Origin of the sequence: Rhodococcus sp. BP22 (assembly GCF_014281965.1) — a bacterium.
Lineage (GTDB): Bacteria > Actinomycetota > Actinomycetes > Mycobacteriales > Mycobacteriaceae > Rhodococcoides.
The window spans coordinates 22,442-39,091 of sequence record NZ_JACFTB010000007.1 but is presented as its reverse complement, the minus strand read 5'-3'; the positions used below and the strand labels follow the sequence as shown (position 1 = coordinate 39,091).

General features: G+C 60.5%; 17 protein-coding genes and 1 pseudogene. 7 read left to right on the top strand and 11 right to left on the bottom strand.

Annotated elements, in window-relative coordinates; translation table 11 throughout:
- Positions 1–27 precede the first annotated feature (27 nt).
- Positions 28–996: an isopenicillin N synthase family oxygenase gene (locus H2510_RS16135; protein WP_186629511.1), complete on the top strand. Its 969-nt coding sequence runs from the start codon at positions 28–30 to the stop codon at positions 994–996.
- 88 nt (positions 997–1,084) lie between these two features.
- On the top strand, positions 1,085–1,933 hold the full coding sequence (locus tag H2510_RS16130) for an aldo/keto reductase (RefSeq protein ID WP_186629331.1): 849 nt from the start codon (positions 1,085–1,087) through the stop codon (positions 1,931–1,933).
- A 12-nt stretch (positions 1,934–1,945) separates the two neighbouring features.
- Here H2510_RS16130 and H2510_RS16125 read toward each other — a convergent pair whose 3' ends face one another.
- Both H2510_RS16125 and H2510_RS16120 read right to left on the bottom strand, forming a co-directional pair.
- A complete protein-coding gene (locus H2510_RS16125; RefSeq protein ID WP_186629330.1) occupies positions 1,946–3,496 on the bottom strand; it encodes an FAD-dependent oxidoreductase in 1,551 nt (516 codons plus the stop codon).
- Positions 3,497–3,544: 48 nt separating this feature from the next.
- Positions 3,545–4,561, bottom strand: a complete 1,017-nt coding sequence (locus H2510_RS16120; RefSeq protein ID WP_186629329.1) for a diiron oxygenase — start codon at positions 4,559–4,561, stop codon at positions 3,545–3,547.
- A gap of 169 nt (positions 4,562–4,730) precedes the next feature.
- Here H2510_RS16120 and H2510_RS16115 point away from each other — a divergent pair, with 169 nt between their 5' ends.
- On the top strand, positions 4,731–5,675 hold the full coding sequence (locus H2510_RS16115; protein WP_186629328.1) for an ADP-ribosylglycohydrolase family protein: 945 nt from the start codon (positions 4,731–4,733) through the stop codon (positions 5,673–5,675).
- Positions 5,672–6,181, top strand: coding sequence for an O-acetyl-ADP-ribose deacetylase (locus H2510_RS16110; protein ID WP_186629327.1), 510 nt, complete (start codon positions 5,672–5,674; stop codon positions 6,179–6,181). Before H2510_RS16115 ends, H2510_RS16110 begins: the two co-directional genes overlap by 4 nt.
- Before the next feature lie 14 nt (positions 6,182–6,195).
- Here the strand turns inward: H2510_RS16110 and H2510_RS16105 are convergent, their stop codons facing one another.
- From H2510_RS16105 to H2510_RS16095, 3 genes are all read right to left on the bottom strand, one after another.
- On the bottom strand, positions 6,196–6,870 hold the full coding sequence (locus H2510_RS16105; protein ID WP_186629326.1) for an NUDIX hydrolase: 675 nt from the start codon (positions 6,868–6,870) through the stop codon (positions 6,196–6,198).
- Between the two features lie 39 nt (positions 6,871–6,909).
- The gene (locus tag H2510_RS16100; protein ID WP_186629325.1) at positions 6,910–8,196 is read right to left on the bottom strand and encodes a T3SS (YopN, CesT) and YbjN peptide-binding chaperone 1; all 1,287 of its coding nucleotides are present in this window, start codon (positions 8,194–8,196) and stop codon (positions 6,910–6,912) included.
- Positions 8,197–8,320: 124 nt separating this feature from the next.
- The gene (locus H2510_RS16095) at positions 8,321–9,430 is read right to left on the bottom strand and encodes a hypothetical protein (RefSeq protein ID WP_261392977.1); all 1,110 of its coding nucleotides are present in this window, start codon (positions 9,428–9,430) and stop codon (positions 8,321–8,323) included.
- A 177-nt stretch (positions 9,431–9,607) separates the two neighbouring features.
- On the opposite strand from H2510_RS16095, the pseudogene H2510_RS16090 reads away from it, so the two are divergent.
- The 3 genes and pseudogenes from H2510_RS16090 to gdhA form a co-directional block, all read left to right on the top strand.
- Positions 9,608–10,234 (top strand): annotated as a pseudogene (locus H2510_RS16090) (carbonic anhydrase); the annotation flags it as partial.
- A 295-nt stretch (positions 10,235–10,529) separates the two neighbouring features.
- Positions 10,530–10,967 carry a MarR family winged helix-turn-helix transcriptional regulator gene (locus tag H2510_RS16085; protein WP_186629322.1) on the top strand — a complete coding sequence of 146 codons (438 nt, stop codon included), beginning with the start codon at positions 10,530–10,532 and terminating at the stop codon, positions 10,965–10,967.
- 216 nt (positions 10,968–11,183) lie between these two features.
- Positions 11,184–12,527: an NADP-specific glutamate dehydrogenase gene (gdhA, locus tag H2510_RS16080; protein WP_186629321.1), complete on the top strand. Its 1,344-nt coding sequence runs from the start codon at positions 11,184–11,186 to the stop codon at positions 12,525–12,527.
- 63 nt (positions 12,528–12,590) lie between these two features.
- Here the strand turns inward: gdhA and H2510_RS16075 are convergent, their stop codons facing one another.
- The 6 genes from H2510_RS16075 to H2510_RS16045 form a co-directional block, all read right to left on the bottom strand.
- A complete protein-coding gene (locus tag H2510_RS16075; RefSeq protein WP_186629320.1) occupies positions 12,591–13,100 on the bottom strand; it encodes a GreA/GreB family elongation factor in 510 nt (169 codons plus the stop codon).
- Between the two features lie 493 nt (positions 13,101–13,593).
- Positions 13,594–14,217, bottom strand: coding sequence for a hypothetical protein (locus tag H2510_RS16065; protein ID WP_186629319.1), 624 nt, complete (start codon positions 14,215–14,217; stop codon positions 13,594–13,596).
- Positions 14,218–14,287: 70 nt separating this feature from the next.
- A complete protein-coding gene (locus tag H2510_RS16060; RefSeq protein WP_186629318.1) occupies positions 14,288–14,722 on the bottom strand; it encodes a hypothetical protein in 435 nt (144 codons plus the stop codon).
- 521 nt (positions 14,723–15,243) lie between these two features.
- Positions 15,244–15,390 (bottom strand): hypothetical protein, encoded by a 147-nt coding sequence (locus H2510_RS16055; protein ID WP_186629317.1) that lies wholly within the window; start codon positions 15,388–15,390, stop codon positions 15,244–15,246.
- Between the two features lie 12 nt (positions 15,391–15,402).
- Positions 15,403–15,654, bottom strand: coding sequence for a hypothetical protein (locus H2510_RS16050; protein WP_186629315.1), 252 nt, complete (start codon positions 15,652–15,654; stop codon positions 15,403–15,405).
- A gap of 37 nt (positions 15,655–15,691) precedes the next feature.
- Positions 15,692–16,483, bottom strand: a complete 792-nt coding sequence (locus H2510_RS16045) for a hypothetical protein (RefSeq protein ID WP_315901395.1) — start codon at positions 16,481–16,483, stop codon at positions 15,692–15,694.
- Between the last annotated feature and the right edge of the window lie 167 nt (positions 16,484–16,650).

Sequence of the window (16,650 nt, the reverse complement as noted above, 5' to 3'; positions counted from 1 at the left end):
CGGGCGGACGCGTCGATACTGGAATGCATGCTTCCTGTTCTCGATATGTCACTCGCCGACACCGATCCGGACGGCTTCCGGGCCGCCCTGCTGGATGCTGCACACCGATTCGGCTTCTTCTACCTGGTTGGCCACGGTGTGCCGACCGCTCGCAGCGAGGAAGTCCTTCGGCTCGCTCGCTCGTTCTTCGCCCTCGAACCGGAGGAGAAAGACGAGATCTCACAGCTGAAGAGCCCACATTTTCGCGGTTACTCACGACTCGGGGGCGAGCTGACCAACGGAGAAGTCGACTGGCGTGAGCAGATAGACATCGGCCCCGAACGGCCCGTCATCGACGGCGCCGAGGGCTACTGGAATCTCCAGGGACCGAACCTCTGGCCCTCTGCACTCCCAGCTCTCGAGCCCGCCTTCGAATCCTGGGAAGCGACCATGTCCCAGCTCGGGTTGCGGGTCCTGCGGCATTGGGCGTTGGCACTCGGAGCTTCCGAAGACCTGTTCGACGACGCGTTCGCAGACAGTCCAGCGTCGTTGATCAAGATCGTCCGGTACCCCGGAAGCACCGACAATCCACAGGGCGTCGGCGCGCACAAGGATTCCGGCGTCCTTACTCTCCTCCTCGTAGAACCGGACTCGGCGGGGTTGCAGGTCGAAATCGAGGCGGGCGAGTGGATCGACGTACCTCCCGTCGACGGCGCATTCATCGTCAACATCGGCGAGCTTCTCGAAGTTGCGACGCAAGGATATCTGCGTGCGACGCGACATCGAGTGCAGGCACCCGAAGCGGGCGCTGATCGAGTTTCGATCCCGTTCTTTCTCAGCCCCGCACTGGACGCCGTCATTCCGACCGTGTCCTTGCCCGAAGAGCTGGCGGCGAATTCCAAAGGGGTCGAGACGGATCCGAACAATCCGATCTTCGACACCTACGGTGCCAATGCCTGGAAGTCGCGTACGCGAGCGCACCCCGACGTCGCGGAACTGCATCACGGGATCGGTTAGGTTTCTCACCTAAAACCCGATCCGTGTAGATCTTGCATCTGCGGGTACCCGACTGCAGTACTCGATTGCGAACGGAGATGAAACACTCGTGAGCGCTATACCCACCATCACGCTGAACGACGGACACACCATTCCTCAACTGGGTTTCGGTGTGTTTCAGATCGAACCGGACAAGACAGCCGAGGCAGTGAAGACAGCCCTCGATATCGGCTACCGCCACATCGACACAGCCCAGATGTACGGTAACGAAAAGCAGGTCGGGCAGGGGATACAGGAGTCCGGCCTGAGCCGCCGCGACGTCTTCGTGACGAGCAAGCTGAACAACGGATATCACCGCCCGGACGATGCACGCAAGGCATTCGACAAGACGCTCTCCGACCTCGGTACCGACTACGTCGACTTGTTTCTGATTCACTGGCCGCTACCGACGCGGTACGACGGAGATTTCGTTTCGACGTGGAAGACACTCGAAGAATTCGCCAAAGACGGCCGCGCACGCAGCATCGGTGTTTCCAATTTCCAGCCGGCGCACCTCGAGCGGCTGGCGACGGAAACAGATACCGTTCCGGCAGTCAACCAGGTCGAGGTGCATCCCTACCTGGTGAACGAGGATGTTCGACGCTACGGCCGTGAGCATGGCATCGCGACCGAGGCCTGGTCGCCAATCGCCCAAGGCAAGGTTCTCGATGATCCGGTGCTCGAGTCGATCGCGTCGTCGACCGGCAAATCGACTGCGCAGGTTGTGCTGCGCTGGCATGTACAGCGCGGCGACATCATCTTTCCCAAGTCGGTGACGCCTGACCGTGTCAGGGCGAACTTCGACATCTTCGACTTCGAACTCGGTGACGCCGATATGGATGCGATCACCGCTCTCGATCGTGGCGAAGATGGGCGTACCGGACCGAACCCGGACACGTTCGACATGATCCCCGACTGAAACACCGTCCGGTCAGAGGCGGCGCAGCCAACTGCGTCGCTTCACAGGCGCGGAAAAGTCGATGTCTGCAAGCTTGCCGCTGTTGAAGTCGGCAACTAGATTGGACACAGTTCTCTGTGCACAGGATTTGTTGGTACCGATGAATCCCGACGGCCCGCGTTTGATCCAGCCGGTGACATAGGTTCCGGGAAACTGTGCACCGCAGGCCGATTCGAGGACACGGCCGTCGTCGTTGGGAATGATTCCTGCTTGTTCGTCGAACGGCACACCTTCTATCGCCACGCCACGGTAGCCGATCGACGTCAATACCAGCCCGGTGTCGATGGTCTCGACTTCACCCGTCGCGACGCTACGAACCGTGCCGTCGATGCCGGTATCGAGTGCCATGCGATCGAACTCGACACCGGTCACGGCCGCATCACCGAGAATTCGCCTGGGGGAGAGGAGATAGCGCAGCATGATTCGCTTACCGCCTCTACTTTCCGAGTCCTCCAATCTCTGCAGCAGGCGCAACTTCTGAACTACTGCATGCGGGAGCTCGTCGGTTTCGATCAAGGCGATCGTGGCTGCGTCGAGCACGATCTCGTCGCGGTGAGTAGAAACCTCCACCCCCGAGGTGCCGAGCAGACCGGCGAACTCCGGAACTGTGAAGGCCGATTGTGCGACGCCGCGCCGGCCGACCACCAGTACCTCTTCGATGCTGGACTCCCGCAACGCTTTCAGTACGTGTAGGGGCACGTTCGTGCCGACCAGACGTTCGGGATCGATCGTCAGGATTCGGGCCACGTCGAGGGCCACGTTGCCATTACCGATGACGATCGCCCGTTTGTGGGACAGGTCGTAGTGGCGCTCGGCATGGTCGGGGTGACCGTTGTACCAGGCGACGAAGTCAGTGGCCGACCCCCGACCGGGAAGTCTCGCACCAGGAATCGTCAACTCCCGATCCGACGATGCACCTACTGCGTAGATCACGGCATGATGCTGATCCAGCAGCTGCTGATGCGTAATGTCCACTCCCACCTCGATACCGAGATGGAATCGGAATCCAGGCTGCTCAGCGATTGTGTCGAACAGCCGAGATACCTGACGGGTCTTTTCGTGGTCCGGCGCTACGCCCAACCGTGCCAGACCGTGCGGTTTGGTCAGTCGGTCGTAGACGTCGACCTTCACTCCAGGTTGGGTGAGAAGTTCGTCGGCCGCATACATCGCCGAAGGTCCCGACCCGACGATAGCCACGCGAAGCGGCTGGCGCTCCCTGGCGACGGTCGGAGCCGGTGAGACCGGCGCAAGCAACGGACGCGCAGGCCGATCCTGCTTGTAGAAGTCGGCATTGATCTGCAAGAACGGTAACTGCGCCTCGGTGAGCTTGGCTTTCGGCACGATCGCGTCCACCGGACACGCCGAGACGCAGGCACCACAGTCGACACACGACGACGGGTCGATATGCAGCATCTCGGCCGTCAGGAAGTCAGGCTCATCCGGCGTCGGATGAATGCAGTTGACAGGGCATGCGTAGACGCATGACGCATCACTGCAGCATGACTGAGTAACGATGTGGGGCATGAACTTCCTGACTTGCGACCCGGCGGTGGAGAGAGATGAACCCGAGGCTCAAGCTGCGAAGTGGCCGGAGCTGCGATCGGGTTCGCTGCGGTAGCGCGACGCTCTGCCGTCGATTCCGCACGCCTTCCACAGTAGTTTTGCCGAGCGATTCATCATGCCGGTGTCTGTCGCCAGCATGCGAACGTCGCCGAAATAGTCCTGCAACCTGTGCTGGGATTGTTCGGTGCCCCAGAACAAGTCGTCCTTGACGTACTTCGGGATGTCGAACTTCTGCCAGAACTTCTTCGGTGGAATGGCGATGACATCGCATAGGATTCGCATGGTGATGGGGAATGCCAACGACAACAAGAAGCGTCCGAGCCTGGACATCTGCGGCACCCGGCGGCGCAACAGCTGGTGCGCGAACGAAATGTGACGCGCTTCTTCCGCGACGTGAATGACCATGACGCTCTGCATGATCGGATGAATTTTTTCACCCGATCGTAGAAACGCCTTTTGGATGTGGTCGATCGGCTCCTCGCCGGCGAGGACCCCGACGAAGAACAGCTCGGGCAGCAGCGTCGAGAACAATGGAATGATCGGGGAGATCAACTTCATCTGACGGTTCATACCTGGCACGTCTGCATCGATGCGGTTGACCATCTCTTGGAACATGAGGGTGTGATTGCACTCCTCGATCGACTCGTGGGTGCAATAGCGAGCCTCGGCTGAGTTGTTCGGCAGTGAGAATACGTACTGCATCATCCCGCGAATGAGGATGTTCTCGAACTGCAATCCGACTTTGGCGATATTGGCTTGGCGCCACATACCAATAGCGATCTGACGGTCTTCCGGTAGCGCCTGATACCAGGCATGGCCGCCGAGCGGGTCGGTTGTCGCCGGGAGTATCCATCGGCGGTCGTCCTTGCTAACTTCGAACTCGCGAGAATCCCAGTCGATGTCCACGTACGGATCGAAATGCTTGTCCACTGATCCTTCGGACAGGAGTCGGAGCGTCTCGTTGTACTGCTCGGCCTCCGCGTCGGTGACGGCCGATCGCGTGCGCGGTGCTGACGAAAGTGTCATCGCTGCTCCCTGGTTGATTCGAAGGTGGGAGTTAATGTAACTCGCTGTATCAGTAAATGGAAGCGCCCTCGTCGACTTGCTGTCACTGCTGCCCGGGGCGTTACTCCAATTAGTATTTAGCGCATTTGTGCGCTAAAGTAAGCGCAGAATCGAGCTAAAGGAGTTGCACGTGAAAGTTACGCCACTACAGGCCGATCGCGCCGCAGGCGTGCTGCTGGGCACCGCCGCAGGAGATGCGCTCGGCGCTGGGTACGAGTTCACTCACCCGGCACCGGGTACCGCCATCGACATGGTCGGGGGCGGAACATTCCATTGGGCCCCGGGGGAATGGACCGACGACACGTCGATGGCCGCTGCCATCGCTCTGGCGTCACGAGAGGGCGCAGACGTCGGCACCGGCGACGGCCTCGACGCCGTCGCCGCGAACTTTCTCGCCTGGTACGACACGAAACCAGCAGATATCGGCAACCAAACGCGGGCTGTGCTGCGACGCCGTAGTGCAAGTGCCGCCGAGATGACCAGGTGTGCAGGTGCACTCACCGGCAGGACAGGTGGAAACGGCTCGTTGATGCGGACAGCCCCAGTCGCACTCCGCTACCTCGACAGTGCAACGAAGTGTGTCGAGGCCGCCGCCGCAATCAGCGCTCTGACACACTCCGACCCTCGCGCCGCCCAAGCGTGTCAGATGTGGTCGTTCGCGATCCGCCATGCCGTGCTCGAGGGAAGCTTCGACGGCATTCGGCTATGGGTCGACTCTGCGGAATCGGCAGCATTTTGGGGGCCTCTGCTCGACGAGGCGGAGCATGGTGAACCGTCGGACTTTCCGAACAACGGCTGGGTCGTCCACGCGCTGCAGACTGCATGGTGGGCGATTGTGAGAGCAGACCAGGGCGGACCACAGCACCTTGTCCAAGCCCTCGAATTGTGTGTTCTTGCAGGTGGCGACACCGACACGACTGCAGCGATTGCGGGCGGACTGCTAGGTGCCAGATGGGGCGCGTCGGCTGTGCCGACGCGTTGGCGGACGATGCTCCATGGATATCCGCAACTCACCGCTGACGATCTCGTCGCGATTGCCGACGATATCGTAGCCAATTCAGGAGGCACGCCATGACAATCATCGATGTCATCGAAGGCGATATCACCAGAGTGCGCGTAGACGCCATTGTCAATGCGGCGAACTCGGCGCTGCTCGGTGGGGGAGGCGTGGACGGGGCCATCCACCGAGCAGGTGGGCCGGACGTGCTTGCCGAGTGCAAGGTTCTGCGGAATACGTCCCTACCCAACGGTCTTGCAGCCGGTGGGGCAGTCGCGACGACGGCAGGTCTCTTGCCAGCCAAGTGGGTAATTCACGCGGTGGGTCCGCGCTATTCGGCGCACGAGGATCGCTCCGGCATCTTGCGGGCTGCGTACATACGTAGTCTCGCAGTCGCTGATTCGCTCGGTGCGCGAACTGTGGCCTTTCCGTTGATCTCCGGGGGATCGTACGGTTGGCCGCTGGAAGATGCTATAACGCAACAGCTTGCAGCGATCGTCGGTGCATACACTCGAGTCGAGGTGGTGTCGGTGGTGGCCTTTTCCGCACGGGGAGCAAAGCTGACAACCCGGTTGCTGAGCTAACCCCGCGCCGGGCCTCAGCTCTTGAAGAGGGCCGCAGCGGACTCGGACAGCCGAGCGTCAGGGTTTCTGCGGTACAGCTCGGCCGGCCTGCCGGCGCCCGCGATCGACGAATCGCCGGTGCCGATCAGCGCACCCGCGACATGCCGCCTGAAGGTGTCTTTGGGAATCTCCTTGTCGTAGATGACCTCATAGAGTCTCCTGAGCTCGAGCAAGGTGAAGGTGGATCCGAGCAGGTGGGCCGGGTCCACCTTCGAACCGTATCGCTCGCGCAGATCTACCACCGACAGCGCCGCCATCGCGTTATGATCGAACGCGAGTTCAGAGGTCGGCGATCCGTTGTGAATCTCGACGAGATCGACTGCGGTGCCCAGTTTTTCATAGGCCACTGCAGCGCCGTGCGCCATGGACAACACCCAGCCACGATCGTCTCGGTTCGGCTCGTCGAACATCCCGATCTGATGAAACGACAGGCCACTGATACTCGCTTTGATGCGAAGGGCGCGTTCGGCTGCGTCCGCCAATCTCTCGCCCGGATGCAGGAAGGTTCCGGGTAGTGCGCGACCCCTCGGTGAAGGTACGACGACGACGCACAGCGTGTTGTCTCGTACCGTCAGCACTGCGACATCCACGGCAACCGACGGCCGCGGATAATCTGTCAACGGGGTATCGGGGTGATCTTCGGTAGCCACCCGTCCAGGTTAGCGCACTATTGAGTTATCCTTGCTGGGCTACTGCATATCGAACAGTCCAGGTTCTTCGAGCGAATCGAAGAGTTGAATCTGCTCGGGCCGCGGAGTGAGGAGTCGCGCAGGCCGATTCGTCCGGCGCAGGCTCTCGGCAACATCGGTCCAGCTCAGCGCGAACGAGTCGCATAGGACGGCTGCACGTACGCGTCGATCGTCTCCGAGTCGATGTGCGTGATCGCGGAAGCGCTGGGCCGTCCACAGTGCGCGTCGGGTCAGCTCCTCGACATCCTGGCGTCGGCACAGGGTGTCGACTGTGACGGAATCTACTGGGCCGCCGGTCAATTCGCATGCTGCCCGGAGTGTGCCGAGCGTTCCTCCGTCATCGGACCACGACACGGGTGGATGTGGATCTTCGTGGCGATGAGTCGGATCGAAGATCGTCCCACCGACACGATGGGCGAACGGCTCGTCGATACCTTCGAGGAAGTGGCCGAATCGATAGAGCTGCACAGTCAATTGACGGGGGATGAAAGTCCGCGTATCGATCGAAATACCCGCGAACAGTTGATCGCCGGCCACGACGAAGGTGATGTTCTTCCATCTGCTGGTGAGCGAGGACATCATCCGCGACAGCGTCGCAGATTGTGACACTCCGGTCACCAGCGGCGCATGTATGCGGACCGACGTCGCGTCGTGATCGAAGCAGACGTGCACGGGGAGTGCGAACCCGTCTATACGAATGTCTCCATTCGGTTCTCGAGCAAGATCGAAGTGGACATCGACAGTCTGGACGATGAGGGCACGTAGATGATCGAGGTCGAGGGGGATCACTGCTGTGGCATCGACTGTGCGGCAATCGACGGCAGTTCGGAACTGTCGACCACTTCCGCCTTCTGTTACAGCCGACAGAAACGCCGGATGGGCGACGTTCCAGACCTCGCGAAACGCGCGGACTATCGAACGAGACAGCTCTTCGGCGTTGTCGCGATGACCGATCATCGAACGGCTGACGAGCTGGCCGACCTCGGTCTGTGTCGCCGGAGTGACCCACCCCAGAGCGAACAGCGCGGCGTCGTCACCGGCAGGCGGTTCCACATCCTCGTAGAGATAGCTGTCGAGAACGGCAGTGCAGTCGATGGTGCCGTCGTGTTCTGCCTGAAGCGCGATCCAGGGGCTGTCCCCGTCACCGCGATCGAGTCCGGATTCTGCAGTGAGCGTTAGGGTTTCACGGCGTGTCATGTCCGATACGAATGACATCAGATCTTGGGCGTACGACGACCACGCTTCGTCGATGGAGTCCTGAAGGTCGATCTTGCGATTGTCCGACACGATGACGCCTTCCCTCTCGTCAGGCGGCCGAATCCGCCTGACGAGAAGGACAGTAACGATGGGGTCCGACACGAACGGCAGTCCCGAACCGCCCTCGTGTCAGCGTCTCTTCGTTACCTGCCGATCAGGACGATTCCATCGGATCGTGCTCACCGAAGGGCTCGGCGAGGCGAATGCCTTGTAGAACTGCAGGTCGCAGCGCAGCCGGTACCGCGAGGGCATCTTCGGCTGTGACGAGAATTCCTTGGTCTTGGAGGGAACGCACGCGATAGTCGATCAACTGTGCGGTACGCAGATCCTCACCCTCGAGTCCCTCGTAATCTTCTTCGGCATTGTCGATGGGGAGGTCGTCTGTCATCGCCGCGAGGAGCGTCTGAATTGCGAATGTGTTCGACAGAGCCATCGACACATCGTCCTCGACCGAAGTGAGCTGATGGCGGATGTGGTGTGTCAGCACATCTCGGAGCGCGTCGACCGTGCGCGATCCGAAGGCGTCCACATTCTTACCCGGCACCACGTTACTGCCCTCGACCTCGAGCACCTCCGACGCGATGGCTGCCGCCCAGTAGTCCAATTCGGTGAGGTCCGCGGCCGGATCGTCCGTCGCATCGTCCGCATTCGCCAGTGCAGCCGACAAGTCGGGAATGTCGGCGAGGGCGATCGAGGAACCGACGCGTGCCACCAGAGCATCGACACCTGAGATCAGGGGCAGTATCGCCAGCGCTGCAGACTCCTCCTCTGCAGTGATCTCGGGCAGTTCGATGTCATCGGGTTCCAGCACGTCGGGATCGTTGTACACGAAGTCGTTGAGGTCTTCCATGCAGTGCGCGAAGTCGTCCTCCGAACCCGTCCAGGCGTCGGTCTCGTCGAGGAACGCCAGGAACTCGAGTACGCAGAGGACGATGTTGAGCGCGGCTGCATGCCCATTGTCGGGGTCGGAGTCCTCGACCCGTTCGGCGGCATCGACTAGGTAGTGCGCGTCGCTCGGCGTCCAGGCGGTGACGGAGAAGGCTGGGTTGGCCTTGGCCATCTGAGTGAGGGTGGTGCCGGTGAGTCCTGCTACTCGTTCGGCGTGTTCGGCCATCTCGCCTTGCTCGAGCCAAGTGGCGAAATCGTCGAGCAGATCAGTGGGGATCGATGCGGGCTGAGTGCCCGCAGGGTTCTGCCGTTTCTGCCGAGCCTTGGTTTTTGCTGCTCGCTTCTGGCCTCGGCTTGCCGGCCCTTTGGATCCCATGGCCGATAGCCTAACGGGCCTCACTGCGGTCGGGTCGGACCAGTTGCCCACAAGCCGCAGGTTTCATTTGTATCGTCTCACGATATAGTTGGTGCGGAGGTTCACGCGGCTCGTATGTCCAGGGACCTCCACTCGGACCGTCTCGGCAAATATGGCCGACACCAGGAAGGGGCTCCGATGGACCCGATCAATGCACTGTCTCCGACTCCAGCACAGGCGTGGAGTGAACTTCGCGCCGGAAACGAGCGCTTCGTCTCAGGCGAATGCCGGCATCCCCGCCAAGGAATCGACGACCGAACTCGGTTGGTCGACGTCCAGCGCCCGAAGGCGGTGGTGTTCGGGTGCTCTGATTCACGTGTGGCGGCAGAGATCATATTCGACCAGGGCCTTGGAGACCTGTTCGTCGTCAGAACCGCCGGGCACGTCGTCGACGCATCGGTGTTGGGTTCGATCGAGTACGCGGTCGACATTCTCGATGTGCCACTCATCGCCGTCCTCGGCCACGACAGTTGTGGCGGCGTCAGAGCGAGCGTCGACGCTGTGGACGGTGTCGCGATGCCGGGCGGCTACATCCGCGACATCGTCGAGCGTGTCACGCCGAGTATTCTCGCCGGACGCCGAACAGGACTCAGTCGAATCGACGAATTCGAGGCGCGCCATGTCGAGGAGACCGTGCAGCTGATCACCGATCGAAGCAGGCTCATTGCCGACCGAATCGAGCGCGGTGCACTGGCGGTCATCGGGTTGACCTACCGTCTCGAGATGGGGCGGGTCGTACTACATAGCTCGCTCGGTGACGTGGGCGGTGACGTCGAGGGTGACGTCATTGCGACGTTGACCCGTTGGACCGACTGCGGCGGCACGTGGCAACTGGTATCGCGCACTGCCACGAAGGCAACGGTGGCCCTGTGCAGCTGCGACGGACACGAAGAAATGCAACGCCTCGACAGCGAAGATCCCGTGACGATTGCTTGGATCGAGAACAATAGCGAGGGTGTTGCCTAGCGCTCGCTCATCACGCAGGCGGTGAACAGCGAGTCCCGCACTTGTCATTCTCGTTCTACATCAACGGAACTCATCGAACAGGGAGGTTTTCACTGTGTCTACCGATGAACCACAGGAACCGGTGCCGTTGACAAAACGAGAATTCGAATCGTTGGCGCGTTTCAGATTTGGAATCCGTCGTTACCTTCGCTTCAGTGAGGAGACCGTGCGGTCCTACGGACTCACCCCGCAGCAGTATCAGCTGCTGCTGGCACTGAAGGGTTTTCCGGGCCGTGAGTGGGCTGCGATGCGGGAGCTGGCAGAGCGACTGCAGTTGCGTCATCACAGTGTGGTCGAACTTGTCGATCGCGCACAGAAACAAGGCCTGGTTCAGCGGGCAGCTGATCCGTCCGACGCCAGAACGGTCAGAGTCGAGCTCACCAGCGACGGTGAACTGACACTCGTGCGACTGGGCGCGATGCACCGGGATGAACTTCGGCGCTTGGGGCCGACAATCGAATTGCCGATATTCGACGACCCATCGGAAGAATAGCGAGCCGAACTACCCTCAATAGAGCCCGGGAAGAGTCCCAAATGATACCTGACCTGCGTATCTACGGGATCGGCGGGCTGGGTCGTGATTCTCGTGCATCTTACTGCCGTAAGCTGCGATGCGCAGTCGTTGTCGAAACCGCGACTGCCTACGGCACCATCGCATGGTTGCTGCCGTGATGACGTCGAATTATTGCGAAACAGGTAGGTGAACACGGTGTCTGCGCGTGACCAGGTGGCAGCGATCTATCAACAAGTTCTTCAGCGCAACGCCGGTGAACCTGAATTTCATCAGGCTGCTGCAGAAGTATTCGAATCGTTGCATGTCGTCCTCGAACGCTATCCGCATTATGCGGACGGTGGGCTCGTCGAGCGCTTGTGTGAACCGGAACGACAGATCATCTTCCGAGTCCCTTGGGTAGACGATACGGGGGCGGTGCAGGTCAACCGAGGTTTTCGCGTTCAGTACAACAGCGTGCTCGGACCGTACAAGGGCGGTCTGCGGTTCCACCCCAGCGTGAATCTGGGGATTGTCAAATTCCTCGGCTTCGAACAGATCTTCAAGAACGCGTTGTCCGGTCTACCGATCGGCGGTGGCAAAGGCGGATCGGATTTCGACCCCAAGGGTCGTTCCGACGCAGAAGTCATGCGCTTCTGTCAGTCGTTCATGACCGAACTGCATCGCCACATCGGCGAGTACACAGATGTTCCGGCCGGTGACATCGGTGTAGGCGGCCGCGAGATCGGATACCTGTTCGGGCAGTACAAACGGTTGACCAACTCCTACGAATCCGGAGTGTTGACCGGAAAAGGCTTGAACTGGGGTGGCTCTCAGGTACGTAAAGAGGCAACCGGTTACGGCGCAGCATATTTCGTCGCCGAGATGCTCAAAACCGTCAAATCTTCGCTGGACGGCAAGACTGTAGTGGTCTCCGGCTCGGGCAACGTCGCGATCTACGCAATCGAAAAGATTCATCAGCTCGGCGGCATCGTCGTCGCCTGTTCCGACTCCTCGGGTTACATCGTCGACCCCAAGGGCATCGACCTCGAGCTGTTGAAGGACATCAAGGAGTCGCGCCGGGCCCGGATCTGCGAGTACGTCGAGACCGCCACTCACGCAACCTTCACTTCCGGTGGCTCCATCTGGGATGTCGCGTGCGATGTCGCGATACCGGCGGCCACCCAGAACGAACTCGACGAGGACGCGGCCATCACACTCGTCAAAGGTGGCGTTGTCGTAGTCGCCGAAGGCGCCAACATGCCGACGACACCGGAAGCGGTGCAAGTGTTCCGCGACGCGGGCGTCGCGTTCGCCCCAGGTAAGGCTGCCAACGCCGGTGGAGTCGCTACATCGGCTCTCGAGATGCAGCAGAACGCATCTCGCGACTCGTGGAGCTTCGAGTACACCGATGACCGCCTGGCCCGCATCATGACCGGAATCCATGGCCGCGTAGTCGAGACCGCCGAGGACTACGGGATGCCAGGTGACTACGTACATGGGGCGAACATTGCCGGATTCGTCAAAGTTGCCGACGCCATGATCTCACTCGGAGTGATCTGAGCCATCGCTGAAATTGCCCCGTGCAGTGACCTGCACGGGGCAATCCGATCGGATACTCGCAGACTATTCGACTGTCCGAGATTCCAGTAGTCGTCGTTCGAGACCTGCGGCAATCGAGAGAACGGTAACGGTGCTCTCTGCGCCTGTTGGGAGTACGTAGGTGCGCTCATCCTCGACGCGGCACCCCATCAGTGCTCTGCCGAGCGGTGACAACGGCGAACATGTCGCTATTTCGTCCGCGGAGTTGCCCGTGGCCGCAGTCAACACGAACGTCTCGACGTCGTCGGGGTCGTGATCGAACATCACGGTGACAAGCGAGAACGGCCGCACGGTGCCGTCGTCGGTCACCGTAGATGCAGCAGACACCAATTCCTGGACCTCCGCGATGCGGCGGTCGATGCTCGACAATTCCTCGCGAGAGCGATGGTAGGAATCGTTGTTCTCGAGATCGCCCATGTTGCGGAACTCGATTACATCGGCTGCGACTTCAGCACGCCTGGTGTGCAAGGCAGACAGTTCGGCGGCTTCGTCTGTTGCGGCACCTGGGTTCACGATAAGTTCAGCGATTGTCATGGAGTTTCTCCTTGCACTAAAACTCGGCGGTCGTCCCATTCCGAGGTCGTGGAAATACAGGTATCGACGCGGCGAGCAGTGCTCGACACGTCAGGTGCAGTAAACAAAAAATGTGGCACCGAGTCGATGCCCGCTTTTTCGGCGTTCAGAGATGTATCGCCGACCAACAGTCGTTACGAAGGGCTGCAATCGCGCAGTGTTCTTTGTTCACAAACAGTGAATCGAAAGCTGGTATCAGTGGTGTGGCGGTAAAAACACCGGCACGACGGCGAAAGGTGCAGCGTAGTTTTTCGGTGCATCGACGAATTCAGGTGGAACAGTCTAGTGCCCTGGCGGAGCGGTGAACAAACAACCGCGTAGCTCTACAACAATAGGAATCACAGCGTTCACACCTTCTTTCGCATCGCGTGTCTTTCTCTGACTGTAGCCCGAAAAAAATAAAACTCCAGTCACAGCAGTTTCGGCCACTTTCAGCGCGCCGACACGTGCGTGGTCACTTCGGGATCGGCGCAGTCTCCCGCCGACACCATCGCGCGATCGCCTCGATTGCCTCGGGTAGCGGTGAGGTGGTGCCGACGACGAGGTACGAGCTGGATACGACGGGTGTTCCGTCGACTTCGATTTCGTACTTCAACCGCTGAGCCAGTCGCTTCGCGTTGTGGACCTCCGGCCCAGCGTGGGAGACGGCTCTGCCATCGCACAAAACAAGGAGCCGGCACGTGCTGTAGTCCGACGACGCATCGACAGCTGCGGCAGCAATTCTGTTGTTCTCCTCGGACTGCGCGGCGCGCTCGCGCCAGCGGGCGACCAGTCCGCGGCCTTCCGACAAAAACTCGGTGGTGACGATGATGGTTTCTGCCGTCACCTGACCGTCGACGAAAACATCGTTCGGCGCTGACGGGTGGGCATGCGTGGTACCACCGAGCTGGTCGGCACTCACGTCAGGACTACGAACAGTCACCTCGACGCCCTGGTCGACGAGCCCGCTGTGCAGGTCTTGGTGAAGCGAAATGGGCCGTCCGATGACAAGTGCAACGGCCGTGGTTCCCGCTCGCGGATTGTCCGTTGGACAAGCGGACAGCGGTGGCGTACTGATCTCGACGAGAGCCATATTCACGATCGACCTCTTTGTTGCTGTGGTGAATCGAGGTACCGGGGGGAGTCGACACAACGACACTCACGGCGCCTCAGGGGGACGAGCGGGCCAGCTCCAGCGTTCGATAGCGGCTGATGATCGTCTGGCGCGTCGCACGGTCGGTATCGGTCGCCAGCGTCAGAATCCAGGGGGCGGATTCGCTGAAATTATCGGCGCGAGAGTGCTGCAGATCGGCTGTGACGTCTTTCGACATCGATTCGAGTTTGTCACCGGTCAGCCGACCTGTCGGGTCGGAGAAGCCATACCCGATCTCCCACACTTGCGGTTGAGGAAACAACCCGGAGACATTGAGTCGGTCCCATTGCCGTGACAGGAGGGGTGAAATCACCTCGTCAACGGTGCGTTCACGCTGTACGCGGAACGGGCATGCTGTATCAAGAGCAATTTCCCCCTGCTCCAGAAATTGTCGAAGTCGTTCGGGTGAGGCGCATACCCGAAAATTAAATTCCATCATAACCGCTTTCACGGTAGACTCACTCCTTCGGTTCAATCAGTTCTATAAACTGTAGCCCAAAAGAAAATAAAAGCCAGTCGTGTGTACGCACGCCTGATTGCGTACGAAAGTTTCTCTGACGCAGTGGATGTGAGCCCAACAAATACGGTCGCCAGCGGATAATTCACCGGTGTCGAAAGATGCAGTCGGGACGGGGAATTGTTCTCCTGCGAGTACTTTTCACGACGATCTCGCCTGACTCTATGCCCTTTGGCTCGATTTTTACGCCGGACAGCTCATCGCGCGAATGTCTTCGTCAGGTTCTCGATCACTCCCTCGAGACCCCGATGGCCGAGGTACCCGTCGGGGCGGATGACGAACGCAGTCGGACCGGTGACATCGTATGTGCTGCAAAATTCGCTCGCGGAATCTACAACGACCGGGAGCACGGAGGTCACGTGGCTCGCCGCCACCAGATAGACGTCGAGAAGTCCGTGCGCGGCGTCGACGGTTGCAGCGGCAAGCTCTTCGAATTTTTCGATCTCACCGTCCGACTACAACAGGAGCGTGTGGCCGACGCCACCGAAGAGTTCGAACAGGCGGATGGGGAACGCGACCATGTCACGGGTCAGTCCCCGCGCATCGGGGGCGCGTTCTCCGGGCTGTACGACGGCTGCTGTCGGGTCGGACTCGGAGACCAACGGGCTTCCTGTCTACGAGATCAGGAGTTGAGCTTGCTTGCGCTTCGCCATCTCAACGGAGCTTTCGCCTGCATCGATTCCCTCGCGAGCGTTTCGGACCGTCATCCCGACGACCTCTTCGCCGACTGGGCGGCGTTCGGCGTCGTAGCTGTCGGTCAGTCCAGGTGCGCCCACACCGCCGCACAGTCGGTTCTCCCTGGCCGAGAGTCGGTATGGCGACTGCTCGGGCACCGATATGCCGTTCTCCACGGACCTCATGCTCAACGGATGAGGTCCTGCTACTGGCGGCTTTTGTTCGTTGCTACATCGGGGGTAAGAGACCCAATGAAATCAAATCGTCCAGCAACTGTCGTATGTTGCCGGTGTCGAACGAGAGGAAAGCGCGCTCGGTCTCGATCGCGGCGACGTGCTGGGCCAGCACCTCGGGGTCACGCAACGCGAGGATGGTAGCCAGATCCGAGGCCTTGGCGCCGCTGTGCGCAGCCTGTGCGGCCAGTAGGACGTTGAGGTAGCCGTGCTGTTCGAACCCTGTGTCAGTGTTGGTATTTCGAATCGCGTGGTCGAGTCCCGCGACAGCCTTGAAGGAGATTTCACGTCGCGCAGCCTCGTGGATGGCAGCGGCCAGTTCCTCCTCGCCAGGATATGCGTCCGCGGTCACGCCGCCGGTACGGAACGTGGCGTGGTAGCCACGCTCGTCCACGGCGTCGAACACCTCGGCTCGATGTTGTCCGCGCGGGATCTCGACGTAGACGTCGATGGCAGGGTCGACGGCACCCAGTGCGGTGATGTCGGTCCCGTCCGGCAGCGCCACCTCGATCGTGGCGACGGTCAGATTCGACTTCGCATACATCCGATCGAGCGCGGCCTCGACTGTGGCGGGGCCACCCGACGCGATCAGCGATATCGACAGTGGTTCGGTCACGTAGGTGAGTTCGTCGAGACGGGGGATAGGGATCATCAACGGGCCGACGAGGTCCGAGAATGCGGCGTCTCTATACGAAAGATGTTGCTGAACAGCAGAATCGAGCGGAGTGTCGCCGGACTGGAGAAGGGTAGCGTCGTCGCACAGTCCCCGGAGCAATCTCGGAATCACTTATTTCACCCGACTGCCGTTGTCGGGTGCGGTGATGCGCAGCGTCGAGTCGCGTTCGGTCGATCGGTCGGGTTCCGCGGAGTCGGTCACCGTCCAACTGTAGCGACCTCAGCGCAGTGGTCCACATATTCAGGTCGTCGAGCCGCTCATCGGGTCGGTGCCGTGCA